Annotated in this window: 21 protein-coding genes; 6 read left to right on the top strand and 15 right to left on the bottom strand. The window is 38.2% G+C overall.

What is annotated here, in order from left to right; translation table 11 throughout:
- Positions 1 to 100 precede the first annotated feature (100 nt).
- The 3 genes from ACZ5R4_RS16085 to ACZ5R4_RS16075 form a co-directional block, all read right to left on the bottom strand.
- Entirely contained in the window at positions 101 to 1,696 is a 1,596-nt protein-coding gene (locus ACZ5R4_RS16085; protein WP_109985431.1) for a CTP synthase, read from the bottom strand.
- Positions 1,697 to 2,090: 394 nt separating this feature from the next.
- Positions 2,091 to 2,624, bottom strand: coding sequence for a DNA-directed RNA polymerase subunit delta (gene rpoE / locus ACZ5R4_RS16080; protein WP_054861232.1), 534 nt, complete (start codon positions 2,622 to 2,624; stop codon positions 2,091 to 2,093).
- A 119-nt stretch (positions 2,625 to 2,743) separates the two neighbouring features.
- On the bottom strand, positions 2,744 to 3,331 hold the full coding sequence (locus ACZ5R4_RS16075; RefSeq protein ID WP_277679677.1) for a P-loop nucleotide/nucleoside kinase family protein: 588 nt from the start codon (positions 3,329 to 3,331) through the stop codon (positions 2,744 to 2,746).
- A 259-nt stretch (positions 3,332 to 3,590) separates the two neighbouring features.
- Between ACZ5R4_RS16075 and ACZ5R4_RS16070 the strand changes: the two genes are divergently transcribed.
- Entirely contained in the window at positions 3,591 to 4,670 is a 1,080-nt protein-coding gene (locus tag ACZ5R4_RS16070) for a phospholipase D-like domain-containing protein (protein ID WP_277679676.1), read from the top strand.
- 67 nt (positions 4,671 to 4,737) lie between these two features.
- On the opposite strand, the gene argS is transcribed toward ACZ5R4_RS16070, so the two are convergent.
- From argS to speE, 5 genes are all read right to left on the bottom strand, one after another.
- Positions 4,738 to 6,405 carry an arginine--tRNA ligase gene (argS, locus tag ACZ5R4_RS16065; RefSeq protein WP_109985434.1) on the bottom strand — a complete coding sequence of 556 codons (1,668 nt, stop codon included), beginning with the start codon at positions 6,403 to 6,405 and terminating at the stop codon, positions 4,738 to 4,740.
- Positions 6,406 to 6,420: 15 nt separating this feature from the next.
- Positions 6,421 to 6,822, bottom strand: a complete 402-nt coding sequence (locus tag ACZ5R4_RS16060; protein ID WP_464367613.1) for a YwiB family protein — start codon at positions 6,820 to 6,822, stop codon at positions 6,421 to 6,423.
- A gap of 48 nt (positions 6,823 to 6,870) precedes the next feature.
- Positions 6,871 to 7,920 (bottom strand): AimR family lysis-lysogeny pheromone receptor, encoded by a 1,050-nt coding sequence (locus ACZ5R4_RS16055; protein ID WP_109985435.1) that lies wholly within the window; start codon positions 7,918 to 7,920, stop codon positions 6,871 to 6,873.
- A gap of 72 nt (positions 7,921 to 7,992) precedes the next feature.
- On the bottom strand, positions 7,993 to 8,865 hold the full coding sequence (gene speB, locus ACZ5R4_RS16050; RefSeq protein ID WP_054788788.1) for an agmatinase: 873 nt from the start codon (positions 8,863 to 8,865) through the stop codon (positions 7,993 to 7,995).
- A gap of 12 nt (positions 8,866 to 8,877) precedes the next feature.
- Positions 8,878 to 9,708 (bottom strand): spermidine synthase, encoded by an 831-nt coding sequence (gene speE / locus ACZ5R4_RS16045; protein ID WP_054861239.1) that lies wholly within the window; start codon positions 9,706 to 9,708, stop codon positions 8,878 to 8,880.
- A 169-nt stretch (positions 9,709 to 9,877) separates the two neighbouring features.
- Here speE and ACZ5R4_RS16040 point away from each other — a divergent pair, with 169 nt between their 5' ends.
- Positions 9,878 to 11,995, top strand: coding sequence for a transglycosylase domain-containing protein (locus tag ACZ5R4_RS16040; protein ID WP_464367612.1), 2,118 nt, complete (start codon positions 9,878 to 9,880; stop codon positions 11,993 to 11,995).
- A 588-nt stretch (positions 11,996 to 12,583) separates the two neighbouring features.
- Here ACZ5R4_RS16040 and ACZ5R4_RS16035 read toward each other — a convergent pair.
- Positions 12,584 to 13,108, bottom strand: a complete 525-nt coding sequence (locus ACZ5R4_RS16035) for a YwhD family protein (RefSeq protein WP_109985437.1) — start codon at positions 13,106 to 13,108, stop codon at positions 12,584 to 12,586.
- Between the two features lie 119 nt (positions 13,109 to 13,227).
- Here ACZ5R4_RS16035 and ACZ5R4_RS16030 point away from each other — a divergent pair, with 119 nt between their 5' ends.
- Together ACZ5R4_RS16030 and ACZ5R4_RS16025 are read left to right on the top strand one after the other, a co-directional pair.
- Positions 13,228 to 13,410 (top strand): 2-hydroxymuconate tautomerase, encoded by a 183-nt coding sequence (locus ACZ5R4_RS16030; protein WP_054788613.1) that lies wholly within the window; start codon positions 13,228 to 13,230, stop codon positions 13,408 to 13,410.
- A gap of 35 nt (positions 13,411 to 13,445) precedes the next feature.
- On the top strand, positions 13,446 to 13,652 hold the full coding sequence (locus ACZ5R4_RS16025; RefSeq protein WP_146202445.1) for a hypothetical protein: 207 nt from the start codon (positions 13,446 to 13,448) through the stop codon (positions 13,650 to 13,652).
- A 13-nt stretch (positions 13,653 to 13,665) separates the two neighbouring features.
- On the opposite strand, the gene ACZ5R4_RS16020 is transcribed toward ACZ5R4_RS16025, so the two are convergent.
- Both ACZ5R4_RS16020 and ACZ5R4_RS16015 read right to left on the bottom strand, forming a co-directional pair.
- Positions 13,666 to 14,160 (bottom strand): YwgA family protein, encoded by a 495-nt coding sequence (locus tag ACZ5R4_RS16020; protein ID WP_109985438.1) that lies wholly within the window; start codon positions 14,158 to 14,160, stop codon positions 13,666 to 13,668.
- A 20-nt stretch (positions 14,161 to 14,180) separates the two neighbouring features.
- Positions 14,181 to 15,482, bottom strand: a complete 1,302-nt coding sequence (locus tag ACZ5R4_RS16015; RefSeq protein WP_464367611.1) for an HD domain-containing protein — start codon at positions 15,480 to 15,482, stop codon at positions 14,181 to 14,183.
- A 112-nt stretch (positions 15,483 to 15,594) separates the two neighbouring features.
- Here ACZ5R4_RS16015 and ACZ5R4_RS16010 point away from each other — a divergent pair, with 112 nt between their 5' ends.
- Positions 15,595 to 16,407, top strand: a complete 813-nt coding sequence (locus tag ACZ5R4_RS16010) for a lipoate--protein ligase family protein (protein WP_054861244.1) — start codon at positions 15,595 to 15,597, stop codon at positions 16,405 to 16,407.
- A gap of 24 nt (positions 16,408 to 16,431) precedes the next feature.
- Here ACZ5R4_RS16010 and menC read toward each other — a convergent pair whose 3' ends face one another.
- From menC to pta, 4 genes are all read right to left on the bottom strand, one after another.
- Positions 16,432 to 17,538, bottom strand: coding sequence for an o-succinylbenzoate synthase (menC, locus tag ACZ5R4_RS16005; RefSeq protein WP_464367610.1), 1,107 nt, complete (start codon positions 17,536 to 17,538; stop codon positions 16,432 to 16,434).
- Between the two features lie 184 nt (positions 17,539 to 17,722).
- Positions 17,723 to 18,286, bottom strand: coding sequence for a hypothetical protein (locus ACZ5R4_RS16000; RefSeq protein ID WP_054861245.1), 564 nt, complete (start codon positions 18,284 to 18,286; stop codon positions 17,723 to 17,725).
- A gap of 78 nt (positions 18,287 to 18,364) precedes the next feature.
- Positions 18,365 to 18,583 (bottom strand): nuclease-related domain-containing protein, encoded by a 219-nt coding sequence (locus ACZ5R4_RS15995; protein WP_464368503.1) that lies wholly within the window; start codon positions 18,581 to 18,583, stop codon positions 18,365 to 18,367.
- Positions 18,584 to 18,846: 263 nt separating this feature from the next.
- Positions 18,847 to 19,827 (bottom strand): phosphate acetyltransferase, encoded by a 981-nt coding sequence (pta, locus tag ACZ5R4_RS15990; RefSeq protein WP_109985441.1) that lies wholly within the window; start codon positions 19,825 to 19,827, stop codon positions 18,847 to 18,849.
- A 227-nt stretch (positions 19,828 to 20,054) separates the two neighbouring features.
- Here pta and hemQ point away from each other — a divergent pair, with 227 nt between their 5' ends.
- Positions 20,055 to 20,801 (top strand): hydrogen peroxide-dependent heme synthase, encoded by a 747-nt coding sequence (gene hemQ, locus ACZ5R4_RS15985; protein WP_054788610.1) that lies wholly within the window; start codon positions 20,055 to 20,057, stop codon positions 20,799 to 20,801.
- Positions 20,802 to 20,884 lie beyond the last annotated feature (83 nt).

Genomic DNA, 20,884 nt, shown 5'->3' with positions numbered 1-20,884 from the left:
GAGAATGTTGATTAGTGGCTTGGGCAAAAGTAAATATAGTAAGCAAAAAACGAACGATCTAATTAGAATCGTTCGTTTTATTAATAATTTCTATGAAGAATTATTTTACTGTTGCTCCTATGAATCCTTTAAATAATGATTGTGGTTTTGTTGGTCTAGATTTGAATTCTGGATGAAATTGGGAGGCAATAAACCAAGGATGGTCTGTTATCTCAATAGTTTCGACCAATCTTTCGTCAGGGCTTGTACCAGAAAAGACAAAACCATTTGCCTCCATATCCTCCCGATATTGATTATTAAATTCGAATCGATGACGGTGACGCTCGTATACCACATCTTCATTGTCATATACTTCTTTCGTTTTTGTGCCATCCTTTAATCGACAAGGGTATAAGCCTAATCTTAGCGTACCACCCATTTCCGATATTTCTTTTTGTTCAGGGAGTAGATCAATAATCGGGTACGGTGTCTGTGGATCAATCTCTGCTGAATTCGCCCCTTCTAGCCCTAATACATTTCGAGCAAATTCTACTGTTGCAAGTTGCATACCAAGGCAAATTCCAAGGAATGGTATACGGTTTTCTCTTGCATATCGAATCGCTTCAATCTTTCCTTCAATGCCTCGATCACCAAATCCACCTGGAACTAGAATTCCATCCACATCTGCTAGTTGTGTTTCGATGTTTTCACGATCTAATTCTTCCGAGTTTATCCATTTCACCTCTACATCCGCATCATGAGCAAATCCGGCATGCTTTAATGCCTCTACTACAGAGATATAGGCATCTGGCAGTTCTACATACTTACCAACTAAACCAATTGTAACTTTCTTTGTTAAATTTAAAACCCGATCAATTAATTGCTGCCATTCCGTCATATCTGCAGGAGCACAATCTAATCCAAAGTGGTCACAAGTAATTTGGTCTAATTTTTGTTCCTGCATTGCTAATGGTACATGATAGAGGGTATCTGCATCACCTGACTCAATAACCGCTTTTTCATTAATGTCACAAAATAATGCAATCTTTTCTTTCATTTCTTGACTAATTTCTCTTTCTGTACGTAAAACAATCACATCTGGCTGAATCCCTAGTGATCGTAATTCTTTTACGCTATGCTGTGTTGGCTTTGTTTTCAATTCCCCTGCCGCTTGAATGTAAGGAACTAGGGTACAATGAATATACATGACATTTTCGCGACCAATATTGCTTTTTATTTGGCGAATCGCTTCAATAAATGGAAGGGATTCAATGTCTCCAACCGTACCACCGATCTCGGTGATGACAATATCTGCATTTGTTTGTTTTCCGGCCTGAAATACTTTATCTTTTATTTCATTCGTAATGTGTGGGATAACCTGTACTGTTCCACCTAAATAGTCACCTTGACGTTCCTTTTTAATCACCGTTGAGTAAATTTTTCCTGTCGTAATATTGCTATACTGGTTGAGATTAATATCAATAAACCGCTCATAATGGCCAAGGTCTAGATCTGTTTCTGCCCCATCATCTGTAACAAAAACCTCTCCATGTTGATATGGACTCATTGTTCCTGGGTCCACGTTGATATATGGGTCAAATTTTTGAATCGTTACTTTTAATCCTCTATTTTTTAATAAACGCCCTAAGGATGCTGCTGTAATTCCTTTTCCAATGGAAGAAACAACACCACCAGTTACAAAGATGTATTTTGTCACACTTATCCCTCTTTCTTGTATTTATTAAGCTTGTGGGAGGAAGAAAGCCACCAATGATGGAAGTCTCTTCTTATTCATTCCCACTTTTTTTAATGAAACTCTCTCCGTCTTCGGAAAGAAGTACCTGAGCTATATATTGGAACTCTCAAGCTATTTTTAATTAGAAAAACTCGCATTCGCTCGTCCTTTGGCGAATGCCTAGTTTTGCTTATACTTGGTACCTTAAAATTTCAGCTACGTCGAAACGCTACTGTGTAGAATTTTATACTTTCCTAACGTAAAATAAAAAAGCGCTCCCCTATCTACCAGGGGAACGCTATATATTATCCATTAATTTATGGAGCCCAAGTAAAATTGTACTCAGATAGCGGTAGAAAGTCAAGTAAGTTTTAGGCTATTTTTCTTCATCTTCATCAAAATCATCGTCTTCTAAATCGTCTATTTCATCTTCTATCTCGTCATCTTCATCGAAATCAAAGTCATCATCTTCCAATGTATCTTCAATGTCGAAATCTTCTTCCTCTTGGAAATCCTCTAGATCGACATCACCGATGTTACTATCATCTTCACTTAAGTCTTCATCAAGTTCTGTTTCTTCGATCTTCGCTTTCTTTTTCGTTACTTTTTTCTTCTTTTTCTTCTTCGGTGTTTGGGTAATATCTTCATCTATTTCTTCTACTGGATACCACTTTTTCAATCCCCAAAGATTAGAGCCTTTTGTCATAAACCGACCATCAATATTTAAATCTGTATAGAATTGGGAGAGCCTTTCATCTTTTTCTTCCTCTTTAAAGCCCTTCAGTTCTGCCACTTTATCAAATAATTCTCGGAAATCCATTGCTTTATTTCCATCTTCTAGTAATTCTGTCGCAACATCGATCATTGCCATTTCATCTATTTTTTCTTCTGTTAAATTCTGCAAACTCACGATTTAGCACTCCTTTATCGTAAAATCTATGTAAACAAATGTTTTCGTTCAACGTCACTACTACCATCATATTATATGGTTTTGCCTAATGAAATGCAACAATCTTTCACAAGTGTATGCTATGAATTAATGAAAGAGATTAATCCTTGTACTTTTTCCTCCGTTAAATCTCCTGAATTATCAAAAATATGGATATCGTCTTGCGGAATATCCCAATTAATTGTTGGAACAAAATCCACTCGTGTTTCATAGGAATCCCAATTGTCAAGCTTCCAGGTATCTCTTACTGTTCCACGCTCTTCAATGCGTTTTCGCTGCTGTTCGATATCGTCAAGAGTGACGACAACTACCTTCACCTCTACCTCTTTATTTGTTTTTCCACTAGCTGCAATAACATCTTCAATCCATTGTTTATTTTTCAATTCAGCTGTAAATGGAGAAATCATGAAAACATTTTGTCCAACCCGAAGATTTTCTATACAGATATCCTTGGTTGTATCATATTCTAAATCACGTAAATTTTTTTTATAAAAATCTGAGTCACGATCATTTGGATCTAAATCATTCATTTCAAGAAAACGTTCAACAAAACGTCCCCCTACTGTATCGCGATCAAGAAATGCACAAGGTATGGTTTCCGCAATTTTTTCTGCCACGGTTGTTTTCCCTGTTCCTGCGACCCCTACAAAGAATACTAGCTTTTGCATCTTCTCACCTCATTAAGTAATTTCACGTTTATTCTTCACACCTTCTAATGTTAACCGATTCAATCGAAAAACGCACGTGCTTTTATAATGGAATTTTATCATAGTTTTCTTTAATATTGGGTAATGTAAAGATTAAGCTTTGAAAAGAGGGATATTCATGATTTACTTAACCATAGTTGGATGTATAGTGCTTTTTATTTTTTTATTATACATTGATTACATCCTCGGTAAAATGTTATCAGCAAGGAATAATCATAGCATGAAATGGAACACCTCTTCTGATGATGTTACATTTTTTGATTCAGGGCAAGATCTCTTTGAAAAAATGTTAAAGGATATAGAAAATGCCAAAACTTCGATTGATGTGCAATTTTTTATTATTCGTAATGACCAGATTAGTAACAGATTTTACAGCTTACTTGCTCAAAAACATGCAGAAGGTGTGGAGGTTAGAATGCTGGCAGATTGGGTAGGAAGCTTTCGTTACCGTAAGAAATGGATAAAAAATCGATTCCCTTTTTTCAAGATGAACCATCCACGGCCGCCATTTTTTTATCACCTTCAACAGAGAAACCATCGAAAGCTATTAATTATCGATCAAAAGATTGGTTATCTAGGAGGATTCAACCTTGGTGAAGAGTATTTAGGAAATGATTTAAAGCTCGGTAAGTGGAAGGATTATCATATTCGTCTCACGGGTGAAATTGCTCGAGTATTCAGTCAAATTTTTACTACGGATTGGAACAAGGCGAGTCTTTCCTATGACCGATCATTTGGTGAGAAGGAAGCTAAGGCAGAGGATGTTAACATTTGTGTCATGACATCAGAAGCAAATTCCCTTGAAAAAAGTATCCTCTCGATGCTTTCCAGTGCTAAACGTTCTATTGAAATTGGCTCTCCTTATTTTATCCCAACAAAACCTGTGCTTCAGGCGCTAGTGGATGCAAGAAAACGTGGAGTAAAGATTACGATCCTTCTACCTGAAAAAGGAGACCATCCTATTACAAAGGCCGGTGCCATGCCTTATTTAAAAAAAATGCAAGAGATTGGTGTAGATACTTATTTATATATGGATGGTTTTTTTCACGGAAAGGTTTTGTTTATTGATGAGGAGATCTGTGATTTTGGCACAGGAAATTTTGATCAACGAAGCCTTCTTCTCAACGAAGAAATCAATGTCATCGTAAAAAAGGATCACCCCCTTTATCAGGATGCCAGAGCATGCTTTACCCATGACTTGAATACAAGCAAAAAATTAACCTTAACATGGATTAAACATCAACCATTGTGGATGAAGCTGTTAACGGTTATCAGTGTGCCACTTCGGAGATTTTTGTAGTATAACTTGTCACCACATTATGAAAGAGGAACAAACCAGTCAACACTGATTTATTCCTCTTTTTCTATTACATGCTCTCTGGTGCATGAACTCCTATCAGGCGTAAGCCATTTGCTAGGGTGATTTTTACGGCTTCCATTAAAGCTAAGCGTGCTTTTGTTGCTTCGATATCGTCTTCGTTAATGACTTTCTCTGCATTATAGAAGCTGTGAAGGGCAGATGCTAGGTCAAAAATATATTGTGTTACACGGTGTGGCGTTCGATTACTTGCTGCATCTGCAACCACTTGGGTGAAATCGCCTAATTGCTTTAAGAGATCCTCTGCTTTTTCTGATTGAAGCAGGCTTGCATCATAGTCAGTAGGTTGTATCCCTTTTTCTGCTGCTTGCTTTAACATGGTACAAATTCGCGCATGGGCATATTGAACATAGTAAACAGGATTATCATTGGACTGGGATTTTGCTAAATCCATATCAAAATCTAGGTGAGAGTCAGCAGAGCGCATGACAAAGAAATAACGCATAGCATCAATGCCTACCTCGTCCATTAGTTCCCGTAAAGTGACTGCTTTTCCTGTTCGTTTACTCATTTTTATTTTTTCGCCATTTTCAAAGAGATTTACCATTTGAATGATTTCAACCTCTAAAGTATCCGCATTATAGCCAAGTGCTTGGATCGCTGCACGCATACGTGGGATATAACCATGATGATCCGCTCCCCAAACATTGATTAGTTTATCAAAGCCACGATCCAGCTTGTTTTTATGGTAAGCAATATCTGGTGATAGATAGGTATAGGAACCATCCTGTTTTACTAAAACACGATCCTTATCATCACCAAAGTCTGTCGTACGGAACCATGTTGCTCCATCCTTTTCAAAAATATATCCTTTTTCGCGGAGAAGATCAATTGCAGGTACTATACGATCTTCTTGATAGAGAGAGGTTTCTGAGAACCAGTTGTCAAAGGTTACGCGAAATTGCTCTAAATCCTTTGCGAGCTTTTCTAGTTCAAATTCCAAACCGTATTTTCTAAAAAAACGATCCTGCTCTTCCGCTGGTTGACTCAAAAGCTCTTCACCATATTCTTTGGCAAGACTTTCTCCAATTCCGATAATATCAGCTCCATGATACCCGTCCTCCGGCATAGGATAGTCCTTACCTAATGCTTGCATATAACGAGCCTTAACAGATAGTGCTAAGTTATTAATTTGATTTCCTGCATCGTTAATATAGTATTCTCTTGAGACGTCATAGCCTGCTTTATCTAAAATATTGCATAAAGCATCCCCAACGGAAGCACCACGAGCGTGACCCAAATGCAGGTCTCCTGTAGGATTCGCTGAAACAAATTCTACCTGGATTTTCTCACCCTTGCCTACATTTGTTTTTCCATATTGCTCCCCTTGCTCTAAGATGGTAGGAATTAAATTCGTTAGATATTGATTATCCATGAAAAAGTTAATAAAACCAGGACCAGCTATTTCTACCTTTTTGATCGATCCTTTTGTTTGATCTAGCTTCTGTACTATCTCTTCGGCAATTTGACGTGGAGCTTTTTTGGCAATTCGCGCTAATTGCATAGCCATGTTCGTTGCATAATCTCCGTGCGCTTTATCCTTAGGTTGTTCTAGCACAATGGCAGGTATTTCCTCTTCTTTTGCTAAGCCTGCCGATAAGACTGCTTGTTTTATCGCCATCTTTAAGTTATCTTGCATCTCTTGCATTATATTCATACTAATACCTCCATTTTAACGATTGTCTTCCTGGCTGAATTGAATGGTTAACCGATGTCTTCTGGGGTCTGCTCCATTTAAGCTTGTTGTATAGCTAATAAAAAGCTTTCCATTTCTTTTCTTCTCTAGTTGTTGATATTGAATTTGCTCTGTCATTGTTTCCATATGCATTGTTCCAAACTGGTGTCTGTAAACATTTTCTGTTCGTTGCTTTTCTGTGAATTTTTGATGCATGGAAACAGCGCCAGACCTCTTCACACTTACTTTATCAGGTTGTATGGTAATGAATGAATCTGTCCGTTCGTTATATTCATTCTGTTCACTAAAGGTCAGCACAGTCATCTGGTTTTTCTCCATTAGCAGACCTTTCTCTTCTGTTACGGTAATTTCTTTATTATCGTCATCTATTATTTCCATGGTCATTGTTATGGAAACTGGAGTTTTGTTCATTAATCTTCTCATTCCTTATTGATCAAGTGCATTTAATGCTTGTAATGGTAGCTTCGCATAAAAATAATCGTCCCGTTCATAGATAAAACGTTGATAGGATTGCTTGAGTAAATGCTTATCCTTTCGTGCCATACCTAAATAATATTGTTGAAATGGCGTCAGCTCGTTAAATTCCTCTAATATGGATATACATTCCTCGACATTACCATTTGCTAATGCAATATGAGCTTGCTCTGCTTTATTCTCTGTCACGAGCCCTTCCGTTTTTCGATAATAGGCAGAAATAAATGGAATAGTGTAATTGGTCAGTCCATAAACAGCACGTGCATTGGCGGTCTTCTTTGCTAGCTCTAAAGCGAAATGGGCATGTTGTATCGCTTGTTCATAGCTTTCAAACAGGTATCCTTGTGCAAGCATATTATGAATATCGATTTTTTTGTAGTCATTATTCGTATTGGCAAGCAATCGATAGCCATATTTCCGTGAAAGGATTAATTCATTTCGTTTCCAATGATAGATAAATAACGTCTCATCCAAACGATGCTCGAGCAATTCTCTTAATAAAGGATCCATCAGACGATCCAGTCCTATCTTAATACGATCATTATATAAACCAATTTTGCCATATTGATGCATGTCAAAATAACAGTAAATATGTAATAAGTCTTTTAAAATAGGAAAAATGTCATCATCTGCTTCCGCTTCGATTCGATTAATCTCTTTAATCGATTGCCTTATCATTTTTGGTTTGACTTGTTTATTGGATAAATTCTTCCGATCGTACATTAACTGGTAAGCCAGTGCTGCCGTTCGATTTTTTTTATGAATAGAGGTTCGATTTTTTGCTATTACGTCATGTAGCTCCTCTAGCAAACCGACTGCATATAGATATTCCATGGCAACTCGTTGATTATGATCACTTTTACAATGCAGACAAATCAATCGCATATTATCTATTTCATTAGGGTATCCCTTTAATTGTTGATAAATAACATAAATCGGCAATTCATTGTCACTTTCTAAGAAGTGATTTACTATATGATTGTCATGTTCGTGTTCTGTCATCGTGATTTATCCCCTATTTTTCTATTCCTTTACTGACATTTTATCATAATTAACCTAGAAAGTAACTGCCGGTTATTTTACCCAGCCCAAAAGAATTTCCCGAATGAATTTGCTTGCTGCGATTGCTGTTTTTTCTGTCGGATCATATACTGGAGCAACCTCCACCAGATCTGCACCTACAATAGAAACCCCGGATTTTGCAATTAGATGGATAGCCTCCAATAATTCCTTTGAAGTAATCCCGCCTGCTTCAGCAGTCCCTGTACCAGGCGCATAGGCCGGATCTAATACATCGATATCAATTGTGACATATATCGGGCGATGAAGCAGTGTCGGTAATACTTTTCTTAGTGGTTCTACTACTTCAAATTTTGCCATATACATGCCGCTTTCCTTTGCGTATTGAAATTCTTCTCGCATGCCTGATCGAATCCCAAATGAATAAACATTCTCTGCACCAAATTTTTCACAAACTTTTCGAATCGGAGTTGAGTGAGACAATTCTTCTCCTTCATATTCGATCCGCAAATCAGCATGGGCATCAATATGAATGACAGCAAGATCTGGATATTTTTCAAACATTGCTTCAAGGATTGGCCAGCTCACTAAATGCTCACCACCTAATCCAAGCGGAAATTTTCCTTTTGCCAAAATTTTGCGGACATAGGCTTTTATCATTTCTAGACTGCGCTCAGCATTTCCAAACGGAAGTGGGATATCCCCTGCATCGAAATAGTTCACTTCTTCTAAATGACGATCTAAATAAGGGCTATATTCTTCTAAGCCAATTGATGCTTCTCTGATGCGATTGGGACCAAAGCGCGAACCCGGACGAAAGCTTACTGTCCAGTCCATCGGCATTCCATATAAAATAACATCTGCCTTCTCATGGTTTTGTCGTGATAGTATAAATACCTTTCCAGAATAGGCTTCATCAAAACGCATACCTTTCACCCCCTATTTATCTGTTAAATCTTTTACAAATTTCGGTAGGACAAAGCTTGCAAAGTGAAGGTCCTTTGTGTAATATTTCGTCTCTATGTCAAAGAAGCGTTCTTCCTTAACCTTTAAGGGATCATGGATTTTGCTTCCTAATGTAAAGGTCCATAGACCACTAGGATATGTCGGAATATTGGCAGTATATAGTCTAGTTACAGGGAATATCTCCGCTACATCCTGAAATACCTGGCGAATTAAATCAGATTTGAACCAAGGATTATCTGTTTGTGCAACAAAGAGTCCGTCATCTTTTAATGCATTAGCAATTCCAGCATAAAAGCCTTTTGTAAAAAGATTAACAGCAGGGCCAACTGGTTCTGTTGAATCCACCATAATAACGTCATACGCTTTTTTGCTTTCGGCAATATGAACAAAACCATCTGCTACACGCACCTCCACTCGAGGATCAGATAACTTTCCAGCAATAGTCGGTAAATATTTCTTTGAATATTCCATTACTTTCCCATCAATATCAACCAATACGGCTTTTTCCACGGACGGATGTTTGAGAATCTCGCGGATCACTCCACCATCTCCTCCTCCAACTACCAATACCTTTTTAGGATTAGGGTGGGTAAATAGAGGGACATGTGCGACCATCTCATGGTATACAAATTCATCCTTTTCGGTAGTCATGACCATATCATCTAAAAGGAGCATATTCCCCCATTCCGCCGTTTCAACCATATCTAACTTCTGGAAATCGGTTTGCTCTGTATGATGTGTTCGATTAACCTTCGCAGTGATTCCAAAGTTTTCTGTTTGTTTTTCCGTAAACCATAATCCCATTCATCATCTTCTCCTATCTATATTCAAACAACCATCTATTAGTTAGATTAAACAATACTATTTTAGAGATTTTTTCTAAAAAATCAAGTTTTTCTTGTCTCTTTATGTTTATTATTTTTAGAAATTTCCCATAATACCAAATATAAGCTTATTGAAGGAGGGGACACCTATGCGCAGAAGGAGAAGAAGAAGGAAAAAAAGATGGCTAAAATGGGGCTTCTTTATGTTTTTAGTCGGGGCTTCTTCCTTTGTTTTCTTAATCGGGGCAAGCTTTATACTAGGTCCTCCTTCACTTGAACGTGCGGAAAACACCATCTATTATAGCTCAGATCAAGAAGTAATCGGGGAGGAATACGGATCTGAAAAGAGGTATTGGGTGGACTTGGACGAAATTGATGACAAGTTAGAAAAAGCCATTGTTTGGACAGAGGATCAGCATTTTTATGATCATCTTGGCTTTGACTTTAAGAGACTTGCGGGAGCTATTGTTAAGGATATCCAGACAATGTCGTTAAAAGAAGGGGCAAGTACGATCACCCAGCAATATGCTCGAAATCTCTTCCTATCACATGAAAAAACCTGGAAACGTAAGCTATATGAAGCTTTTTACACTATTAGGTTAGAAATGTTCTATGATAAAGATGAGCTTTTAGAAGGTTATTTAAATACGATTTATTATGGACATGGCGCCTATGGGATTGAGGCTGCTAGTAAATATTATTTTAACAAGTCAGCAAAGGATTTAAGCTGGGCAGAAGCTACTTTGCTTGCAGGTATACCTAAGGGGCCGTCCATCTATTCTCCCTTTCATGATTTAGAAAATGCCAAACAAAGACAAGCCTTTATTTTAGAAAATTTACTGGAGAATGATGTGATCGATCAAGCAACATATGATGCGGCAATAAACGAAAAATTAAATTTTTCCGATGACCGTATGATTGTAAAAAACAGTATTGCTCCTTATTTTCAGGATATTGTGGTCGAGGAACTGAAATCATTGCTCGATTTAAATATGGAAGAGATTCGTTCTGGTGGCTATAAGGTTTATACAACATTGGAGACAGACCAGCAGCTAGCTTTGCAAACAGCCAGTGAATCTGTTCTCAACAATGGAGAAATCCAAGTAGGTGCTGTCGCAATGGACCCTGATACTGGTGGGATAACTGCACTTGTAGGGGGTCAAAATTATGAAGCATCCTCCTTTAATCGGGCAGTTCAGGCAAAACGTATGCCAGGCTCCTCTTTTAAACCATTTCTCTATTATGCCGCTTTGGAAAATGGCATGACAGCTGCGACGACGATGATGAGTAAGCCGACAACCTTTGCTCTAGAAAATGGTCAAAGCTATCAGCCAAGCAATTTTAATAACTATTATGCAAATGCTCCGATTACGATGGCGCAGGCAGTTGCCTTATCTGATAATATTTTTGCGGTTAAGACAAATCTGTATGTGACACCTGAACGATTCGCGCGGATTGCAAAGGAAAAGTTCGCCATCGAAAGTCCACTTGAACCTGTTGCTTCGCTTGCTCTTGGTACAGAGGTTGTCAGTGTAAAGGAAATGGTAACAGGCTATAGTATTATTGCAAATGGTGGTAAAAAAGTGAATTCTCATGTGATCGAAAAAGTAACAGATTCACAAGGAAATGTAATTTATCAGTACGAAGAGCCCAAGGAAGAAGCTGGAGGTTTTCCGTTTTTCTCGAAAAAAGAGACAAATCAACTGCTGAAGCCTGCTCTTACTTATATTTTGACCGATATGATGAAGGGAATGTTTGACCAGGAGCTCAATGGCTATATGAGTGTAACAGGTGCCTCAATAGCAGACCAACTAACACACGATTATGCTGGTAAATCGGGAACAACGGAATCAGATAGCTGGATGGTCGGCTTTAGCCCTGAATTAGTAGCTGGTGTCTGGATTGGCTATGACGATAATCGCTCGATTGAAAAGGTTTCTGAGGAGCATTTCTCCAAGGAAATTTGGGCTAATTTTATGGAGAAAGCTCATGAGAGCATCCCAGTAACAGAAAGCAAGCCACCTGAAAACATTATCGAAGTCCCGATCGACCTTAATACTGGTTTACTAGCAACAGATGAGTGTGGAGAAGCATATACGATGCCTTTTATCAAAGGAACCCAACCATCTCAATACTGTACTTCCCATTTGGAAGAAATCAATGAAGAAAATTCAGAGGAACTAAAGGAAATCACCGAGGACGATCCATTTTTAGAGGATTGGTGGGATTGGCTCTGGTTTGGCGATAATTCGACTGTAACAGAATAGTGACGGAGACCGTTTGGCGTCGAGGCTTGCATTAGAAATAGCTTATTAACTCCATTTGAGAGGCATTTCTGGCAAGAAGTGAGTTTTATAGAGGGGATAAACTTCATTTCGCTGAGTTTCTTCGTTTGAAATGCGCTTTATAAAGCTTATAAACTCCATTTCGCTGGTTTTCTTCGTTTGAAATGCGCTTTATAAAGCTTATAAACCCCATTTCGCTGGGATACTCCGTTTAAATTGCGCTTTATAAAGCTTATAAACTCCATTTTGCTGGTTTTCTTCGTTTGAAATGCGCTTTATAAAGCTTATAAACTCCATTTCGCTGGATTCCTCGTTTGAAATGCACTTTATAAAGGATATAACTCCATTTTGCTGGGATGGGATTCTTCAGTGATCGGGATCTTTTAGTTAAGAGCGTCCAAGTAGAAGTGGATGCTTATTTATTCAGTCATGAAAAAAGGCCAGGCGAATGCCCGGCCCTTTTCCAGTCCTAGTAACGAAGAGTTACCATGTGTGTATTATTTTAATCAATAACGCTTGCTTTGGACAAGTATAATATAGAAAGTTCAGAAATTGTTCACAAAGTGTTCATTATTTTGGTAAAACCTGTTTTAATTCTTCTGGAGATCGTTCCCACATTTCTGGCTTATAATCACGTAAAAAATCAGCCAAGAGCTTGAGGGATTTTTCATCCATATGTTCCACAATATAATGCCCCTTCATTGATTTATCCATATGATTTACATGTTCTGGCATAGACTTATAGGCGCGCTTTATCGATCGATCGACACGAATTTCACTACCTGCTACCCCATGATAATACGGTCCTTCTTCTCCTCTTTCAACCGTGACCCATACGATCCAATATAATTTCCCATTTGGAACTTCCTCTTTATTAGGGATAAATTTCACCCTTCTTTCTACCTCACTTCTTGCGTGCATTGCCCCCATATCCACAAATGCTCTGTCTTCATTTGGATCGATGATGACAGGAGAAATATTTTCTAAGCTTATCGAACCAACTCCATACCCACCATGACCGTCTGTAGAATCATCCTTCATGATAGTGAATTGATTAGATTTCTTCTTATTATTAGAATTTTTTTGATCACTCATCTATCGTAAACCTCCTAGCCTAAATCCATTTACTGTTATTGTAGCATTTTGTTTCGCTGATTTCACATTTACGCTACAATAATAAGTATGTTTATATCTTGATCAAGGAGTGATGACATATGCCATACGTAACGATACAAATGCTAGAAGGTAGAACAGATGAGCAAAGAAAAGCCTTAATTGAAAAAGTAACTGATGCCGTTGTAGAAACAACAGGTGCCAATCGAGAAAAAGTTGTTGTATTTGTCGAGGATATTGACAAACGGAATTATGGAGTTGGTGGAAAACGATTAGTGGATTGAAGCTTTGATCACACTAGTTAAAAGGATGTGATGGATTGATGCCATTCTCTTTATTTACTTTTATTGGCGGTTCTCATGGAACCATGGTCTACTTAATAATTACCTTTGTTTTAGTTTTGCTATTGATTGCTTTTATGATATCCAAAATATTCAGACAAAAATTGTCTAATAAGCAATTAGATCGCATCGAAGAAAAATTAGATACCTTACTGAAGGAAAAAGACCGCTACAATAATCCGTAGCGGTCAGCTTTTGCTAATGCTTGATCTTTTCGATAAATTCCCATGCTTCCTTCATATCTTCCTTTGTATAATTGGATTTTTTCTTCACTTCTTGTACTTTTCTCTCCGTATCTGCTTTATCTAAATCATCAAAATAAAGCATGGTGGCGACAAGCTCCAAAAAACGAGAGCTTTTTTCATTCATATCATTGACAATGGCCTCGAGGTTTGACAAATCTACAGGAGAATGCTCCAAAAAATTCTCCCCCTCCTCCGTTACCTGATAACGATATTGGTAATAATTGCTTTTCGACTCTTTTACTTCTGAGACAAAGCCTAAGTTAGTCAATTCCTCCATCCTTAACGACAATTCCTCCGAATATGGGCCATAAAAATGAAAAGTGTACTTTTCTTCAAAAGGATACCCTAGCTTTTTCATGATATAAATAATTTTTTGTAGCTTTTTTCTACCAACGATCCCTGCAGATGATGCAATCACCTTTACGAGTTTTGCATGATTATCTAACAATGATAACACCCCTATTTCTATTATTCCGAATGATGTAGTAATGCAAGTATTCTCTTTTTCTCTTGGCTATCGTCTGGGAGCTGTAAAATCACGTCCCGAGGATAGTACAGCTTATGGTCCGTTCTTTTCTTACCTGAAATCGCCTCTACAATTTCCGATTGCCTTGATAATTCACGTAATTCCTTATTTGGCATGAATAAATGGATGGGAAGTCGTTCTTCCTCTTCACCAGGACGATAAAAGTCGTATGGTAAATCAGAGGAGGAATCAACAACTAAATAATAATCCGGATCTAACCCAATATCGATAAACAATTGATGCAATTCCATCCATTCCTTCATCTGTAGATTCGGATTAAATTCCACATACTTAAACAGCCTTCGATTGACAAAGCGATAGGCCAAGTCCTTTAAAATTGGATCCTTCTCATCTGCCCACATTTGGAAATAATACAACACGACTGCTTCATCTAATTGAATATAGTCCTTTAAAGAAACCTTTTCTTCAAAAAGAGAAATGAAATGAGTAGGCTCCATTTGAAAGGAATACCCCTCTTCATACAACGCCTTCGCACGATGTAAAATTTTTGTTAAAATAACCTCAGCACTTCTTGTAACTGGATGAAAATAAACCTGCCAATACATTTGGTAACGACTCATAATGTAATCTTCCACCGCATGCATACCTGACTCTTTTACGACAACCTGATCCTCATATGGACGCATCACCCTAAGTATTCGTTCCATGTCAAAATGGCCATAGCTTACACCAGTAAAATAAGCATCACGCTGAAGGTAATCCATTCTGTCTGCATCTATTTGACTTGATATTAGGCTAACAACAAGCTTGTCCTCATAGGTTTTGTTAATGACATCCGCTACTTTCTGTGGAAAGTCTTTACTAACCTTTTTCAGTACTTTGTTTACCTCCGTATCACCTAAAATAATCGCCTTTGTAAATTCCTCATGATCGAGCTTAAACACCTTCTCAAAAGAATGGGAAAAGGGTCCATGCCCAAGATCATGAAGCAGTGCAGCACATAAGCATAGGAGCCTTTCTTCATGATTCCAATTAGGCCTGTCCGCAAAATTAACTAAGACTCTTCTTACAATCTCGTACACTCCTAAAGAATGATTTAATCTACTATGCTCCGCTCCATGAAAGGTTAAAAAGGATGTCCCTAGCTGTTTGATTCTTCTTAATCTCTGGAATTCTCTTGTCCCGATCAAATCCCAAATTACCCGATCCCGTACATGCACATAACGGTGGACAGGATCCTTGAATACTTTCTCTTCATGCAACTGTTCGTCTTTATAAGCCATGGCATATACCTTCCTCTTTTTTCTTACTACTAGTATAATATAAATTTAAGTGGACGAAAACAGTTAAGGAAAAGCATTATTTAGAGAGCAATTGGAGAGATGAGGATTAGTAATGTTAAAGTTTTTCGATGATAAAAAAATTCGCTTCATAGATCATAGTAATCCCACAAGTTTGGGCACAGCGATGGCATCCTTTGCGGTGGATGATGCGTTATGTCAAAGTATCGGCCGACAGCAGGATGAGGTGGCGTGTCGATTCTGGGTGCATGATAATACGGTTGTACTCGGCATTCTGGATTGTCGCCTTCCGAATATTGCGGAGGCAGTAACTTTTTTACAACAAGAAGGGTTTGATGTGGTTGTCCGCAACTCTGGCGGCCTTGCAGTTGTATTAGATAGTGGTGTATTAAATTGGTCGTTTGTTCTGCCTGACTCCCGTGAGCTTGGCATACATTCTGGTTATGAGCTAATGACTACATTTGTTCAGGAAATGTACGGCGATTTAACAGATAAAATTGAAGCATATGAGATTACGGGCTCTTACTGTCCGGGAGATTATGATTTAAGTATTGGCGGAAAAAAATTTGCAGGTATATCCCAGAGGCGTGTCAAAAATGGCATTGCCGTTCAAATATATTTGTGTGTAGAAGGTAGTGGCAGATCTCGTGCTGAATTGGTGCGTAAATTTTATACACACGGGCAAGCAGTCAAAGATGAGCGATTTCCATATCCTGATGTAGTTCCAGATACGATGCGTTCCCTATCAGAATTGCTTGGAGAAGTGCTGACAGTCGAAGATGCGAAGAAAAGAGTTTTAAAGCTTTTAGGGAGTTATTATGAACAGGATTTATATGGTGATGAACTCGTGGTTTTTGAGAAAAGAATGAAGCAAATGATAGAGCGTAATGAGAAAGCACTCGGATGATGATCGAGTGCTTTTTCTTTGGAGCTATAGAACAATTTTTTCTATTCGGAATTTCGCTAATGCTTCATGATCAATTTCATAACCGATACCAGGCTTGTCCAGCAAAGTAATTTGACCATTTTCAATCTCCACTTCTGGAGTGATGATATCTTGATGCCAATAACGATTGGATGCACCTGGATCTGCTGGTAGGGTGAAGCCTGGTAGTGTTGCAAGGGCAAGACTTTGTGCTCTACCAACACCAGCTTCAAGCATGCCACCACACCAAACCGGGATGTGATGAGCTACACATAGATCATGAATGGTGATTGCATTCGTGAAGCCTCCGACTCTGCCAAGCTTTATACTGATGATCTTACAGCTATTTAGCTCGATCGCTGTCTTAGCATCTGATAAGGTATGAATGCTTTCATCAAGGCATATAGGTGTTTGGATTTTTTCCTGAAGCTTAGCATGATCAACAAAATCATCCTGTGCTAGAGGCTGTTCTATCATCATAAGATCAAATTGATCAAAGCTTTTTAAATGCTCTATGTCCTGAAGTGTGTAAGCGGAATTAGCATCTACCATCAGCTTAATATCAGGGAAGCTATTGCGTACCTTTTCCAATAGAGTAAGATCATTTTCTCGATTTATTTTCAATTTAATCCGTTGATAGCCTTGATCGAGTGCAGTCTGTATCGATTGCTTTAGGATTGGAAAATCCCTCTTTATCCCAATCGCCGCTCCTACAGATACTTGTGCGGTCCTCCCACCTATTGCACGATAAAGCGGTACATGCTCCCGTTTAGCATACAAATCCCAGATTGCTCCTTCGATTGCAGCCTTAGCCATATGATTGCGACGCACGCCCTCACATTTTTGTATAAAAGTATTCGGATGATCGAATGGCTGCAACTTTGCAATTGGTGCCAGGTCCTCCTTGATAATGGTATAGACTGTATTGGTCGTTTCTTCTGTATACCAGGGTGTATGAAATGCAACAGATTCACCAAAGCCTCTCAAGCCGTCCTGATCAACTAGCTCGATTACAAAGATATCTTTTTCTTTTACTATCTTTCTACTGTTCTTAAATGGTGTACGAAGAGGCATGTTGATTCGATGTAGGATGATTTTCTCGATTTGGATCATGGGCGAGCACCTCCTTGGACTTTTCATTTCGCCACTTTTTTGTTTAATCCCGCCATTATGGGTGATTTTCCCGCCACTTAGAGCGCTAATCCTGCCACTTTTTCTTATAATACCGCCACTCTTATCGATTTTTCCGCCACTTAGAGCGCTAATCCTGCCACTTTTTCTTATAATACCGCCACTCTTATCGATTTTTCCGCCACTTTATTAAATCAATTGAATAACTTGCATTTTTGGAAATACCTGATTTATAAATACCTGCCCTTGCAAAGATCTTTTGCATCGCATTCGTGGAATCTAAAGAAAGGAATTCTCTTGCCATTCGATTAGTAATTCTATTATCCATTAAAAGTGCTAGTTCATATAATGCGCGTAGATGTGCTTTTTGACTACGTGTTCCACAATGCGGGCATTCCCAACGCATTCGATTACGCTTCATTGCGTATTGATTGCACGAGGGACAACGAACACCTTTGATTAAATCTTCCCATAGAACCTCATATTTTTCTAGTATGTTGATTACCGCTGACTGGTGATGGGATTCTAAAAATCCTGATAGAAGTTCCACCTGATGACTGGTTATTACTGGAGGATATTTTTTTGCTAGTTTCTCGAGATAGGATGGTAATGCGATTCCAGTGAGAATTCTCGATCTCTCAGAATAATCCTGTAAAAGTAAGCGGGCATTTGGATGAACGAAGACACTTGCAGTAAAAATCGGTGGGATATCGATGGAATACTCTAACAAAAACCTTCTTAATTGCGCTTTTTGTAAATCAACTTGGAGTAAAGGAGCCGGAAAAATATCGTTTTTATCCTCCGTTTCTCAATATAGCTGATGGGCATCTTGATCAAAATAAATCGTTCCAGTTATGTTTTTTACTTCTAGTAAACATAGAAAGCTTGGCGTGAGTAGTAATCGGTCGATTTGAAAAGCTGTTTTCCCAACTATACGTAAGTCTTTGATAACTTTTTTGCCTTCTATAGAGCAAAGATCGAAATAATAATCGAGGGAATTCTCTCCATATCGACTAGCGTCGAGGATTCGATATTGTTCATGGATTGAGGAGAATTTGGGGTGTGTAGCAGGAAGGCAAAATGATAATGCTTGATACTGTTCACGTTTTATAAAATTTTAACTCCTTTCTTTGAAAGTAGTATAACATTAGAAAAACTAGGCATCGCTCTTCTTTTGGCGAATGCCTTGTTTTTCTTATACTTGGTACCTTAAAATTTCAGCTACGTCGAAACTTCTGCTGTGAAATTTTATACTTTTCCAACGTGTAAAAAAGCACAATGAGCCTAAACTCACTGTGCGTCTAATGATTGGGCCGCTGTGATGATAGCTAATTTATAAGCATCCTCTGCACTACACCCTCTTGATAAATCATTTACTGGTTTATTCAACCCTTGTAGGACAGGTCCTACTGCATCAAATCCACCAAGTCTTTGGGCTATTTTATAGCCAATATTCCCTGCTTCTAAGCCTGGGAAAACAAAAACATTTGCCTTTCCTGCAAGAACAGATCCTGGTGCTTTTTTTTCCGCAACAGATGGAACAAAGGCAGCATCAAATTGAAACTCTCCATCTAATACTAGCTCTGGTGCAATATTTTTTGCAATTTCAGCTGCTTCTGCTACTTTTTCTGTTTCAGGTGATTTCGCTGAACCTTTGGTTGAGAAGCTAAGTAGAGCAACACGAGGATCGATATTAAATAATTTTGCAGTTTCTGCACTGTTTACAGCAATTTCTGCTAAATCCTGGCTATCTGGTGCAATATTAATCGCACAATCTGCAAAAACATATTTTTCATCATCACGAACCATAATGAAAACTCCAGATGTCTTCTTAATCCCTTCTTTTGTTTTAATAATTTGTAGTGCTGGTCTTACGGTATCTGCTGTCGAATGTGCTGCACCACTAACTAGGCCATCTGCTTTTCCCATATGGACAAGCATTGTTCCGAAGTAATTCTCATCGAGAAGAATTTTGCGGGCATCTTCTTCCGTTGCCTTCCCTTTTCTTCTTTCTACAAAGGATGCTACCATTTGGTCAAAATCTGAGTATTCGCTTGGGTCCAAAATTGTCGCTTCGGTAATATCAAGCTGTAATTCTTTTGCTCTCTGTTCTATTTTTTCTTTTATTCCGACTAATACAGGTTGTACAAATCCATCTTTGTTTAGCTTCGCAACTGCTGATAAAATTCTTTCATCCAATCCTTCAGGAAATACGATTTTTCTAGGATTCCCGTCCAATCTACTTTTCATTTCAGCAAATAAATCGCTCATAAAATAAACCCTCCAAAATATTATCTGTATTATATCATAAGCCTTTTTGTGTAATAATTAAAGCATTTGCCATTATGAAGGCGTTTTAATCTAGAAATTCTTTTTCCTTGTTCAAATTTTTGTCAAAAATGAGTCAAAAGGAGAGATCAGGCAATTCCCTATCCATGCTTATATTTACCCAAATGTGTTATATTAAAACTAGAGATGGTTAAAAAGGAGAGATAATTATGCCAGAAGCAGTTGAAACAATGGATGGCTGGTATTGTTTACATGATCTTCGTACAATAGATTGGACTAAATGGAAAAACGCTACCGAGCAAGAAAGAGAGCAGGCTGTTCATGAGCTCCAGGACATGTTAACTGGCTGGGAGCAAGTAGCTGAAGCTCGAGAGGGGAGCCATGCCTTTTATTCCATTATGGGTCAAAAAGCTGATATTCTTCTTATGATTTTAAGACCAACCATGCAGGAGCTTGGGGATATTGAGCTTCGTTTTAATAAATCTAAATTTGCGGAATTTACAAAGCCTAGCTATTCTTATGTATCTGTTGTGGAATTATCTAAGTATATGTCCAAGGAGAATGACAATCCCGAAGACAACCCTGGTGTTCGTGCTCGATTAAAGCCGAAACTACCAAACTGGGAACATATTTGCTTTTACCCAATGGACAAGCGTCGTGAAGGAAATGATAATTGGTATATGCTCCCGTTCGATGAGCGCCGTCAGCTTATGTATGAGCATAGCTTTACTGGTCGTAAATATGCTGGTGAGGTAAAGCAAATCATTACAGGCTCTATGGGCTTTGATGATTGGGAATGGAGCGTCACTTTATTTGCTAAGGATGTTCTCCAGCTTAAGAAGATTGTTTATGAAATGCGTTTTGATGTTGTCAGTGCTCGCTATGGTGAATTCGGCCCATTCTATGTTGGCAACATTTTACGTACAGAAGAAATTCCAGCATATTTGCATGTTTAAAACTAAAATGCAGGTGGCTGGAATAAAAGAGTAGTAAAGAAGGAAAATCCGAACATTAATATTTGTGCACCGAAACCGCTCCC

The organism is Gracilibacillus sp. JCM 18860, from assembly GCF_055395245.1.
Note: the sequence above shows the minus strand (reverse complement) of the source record. Positions and strands in the feature narration are given on the sequence as shown.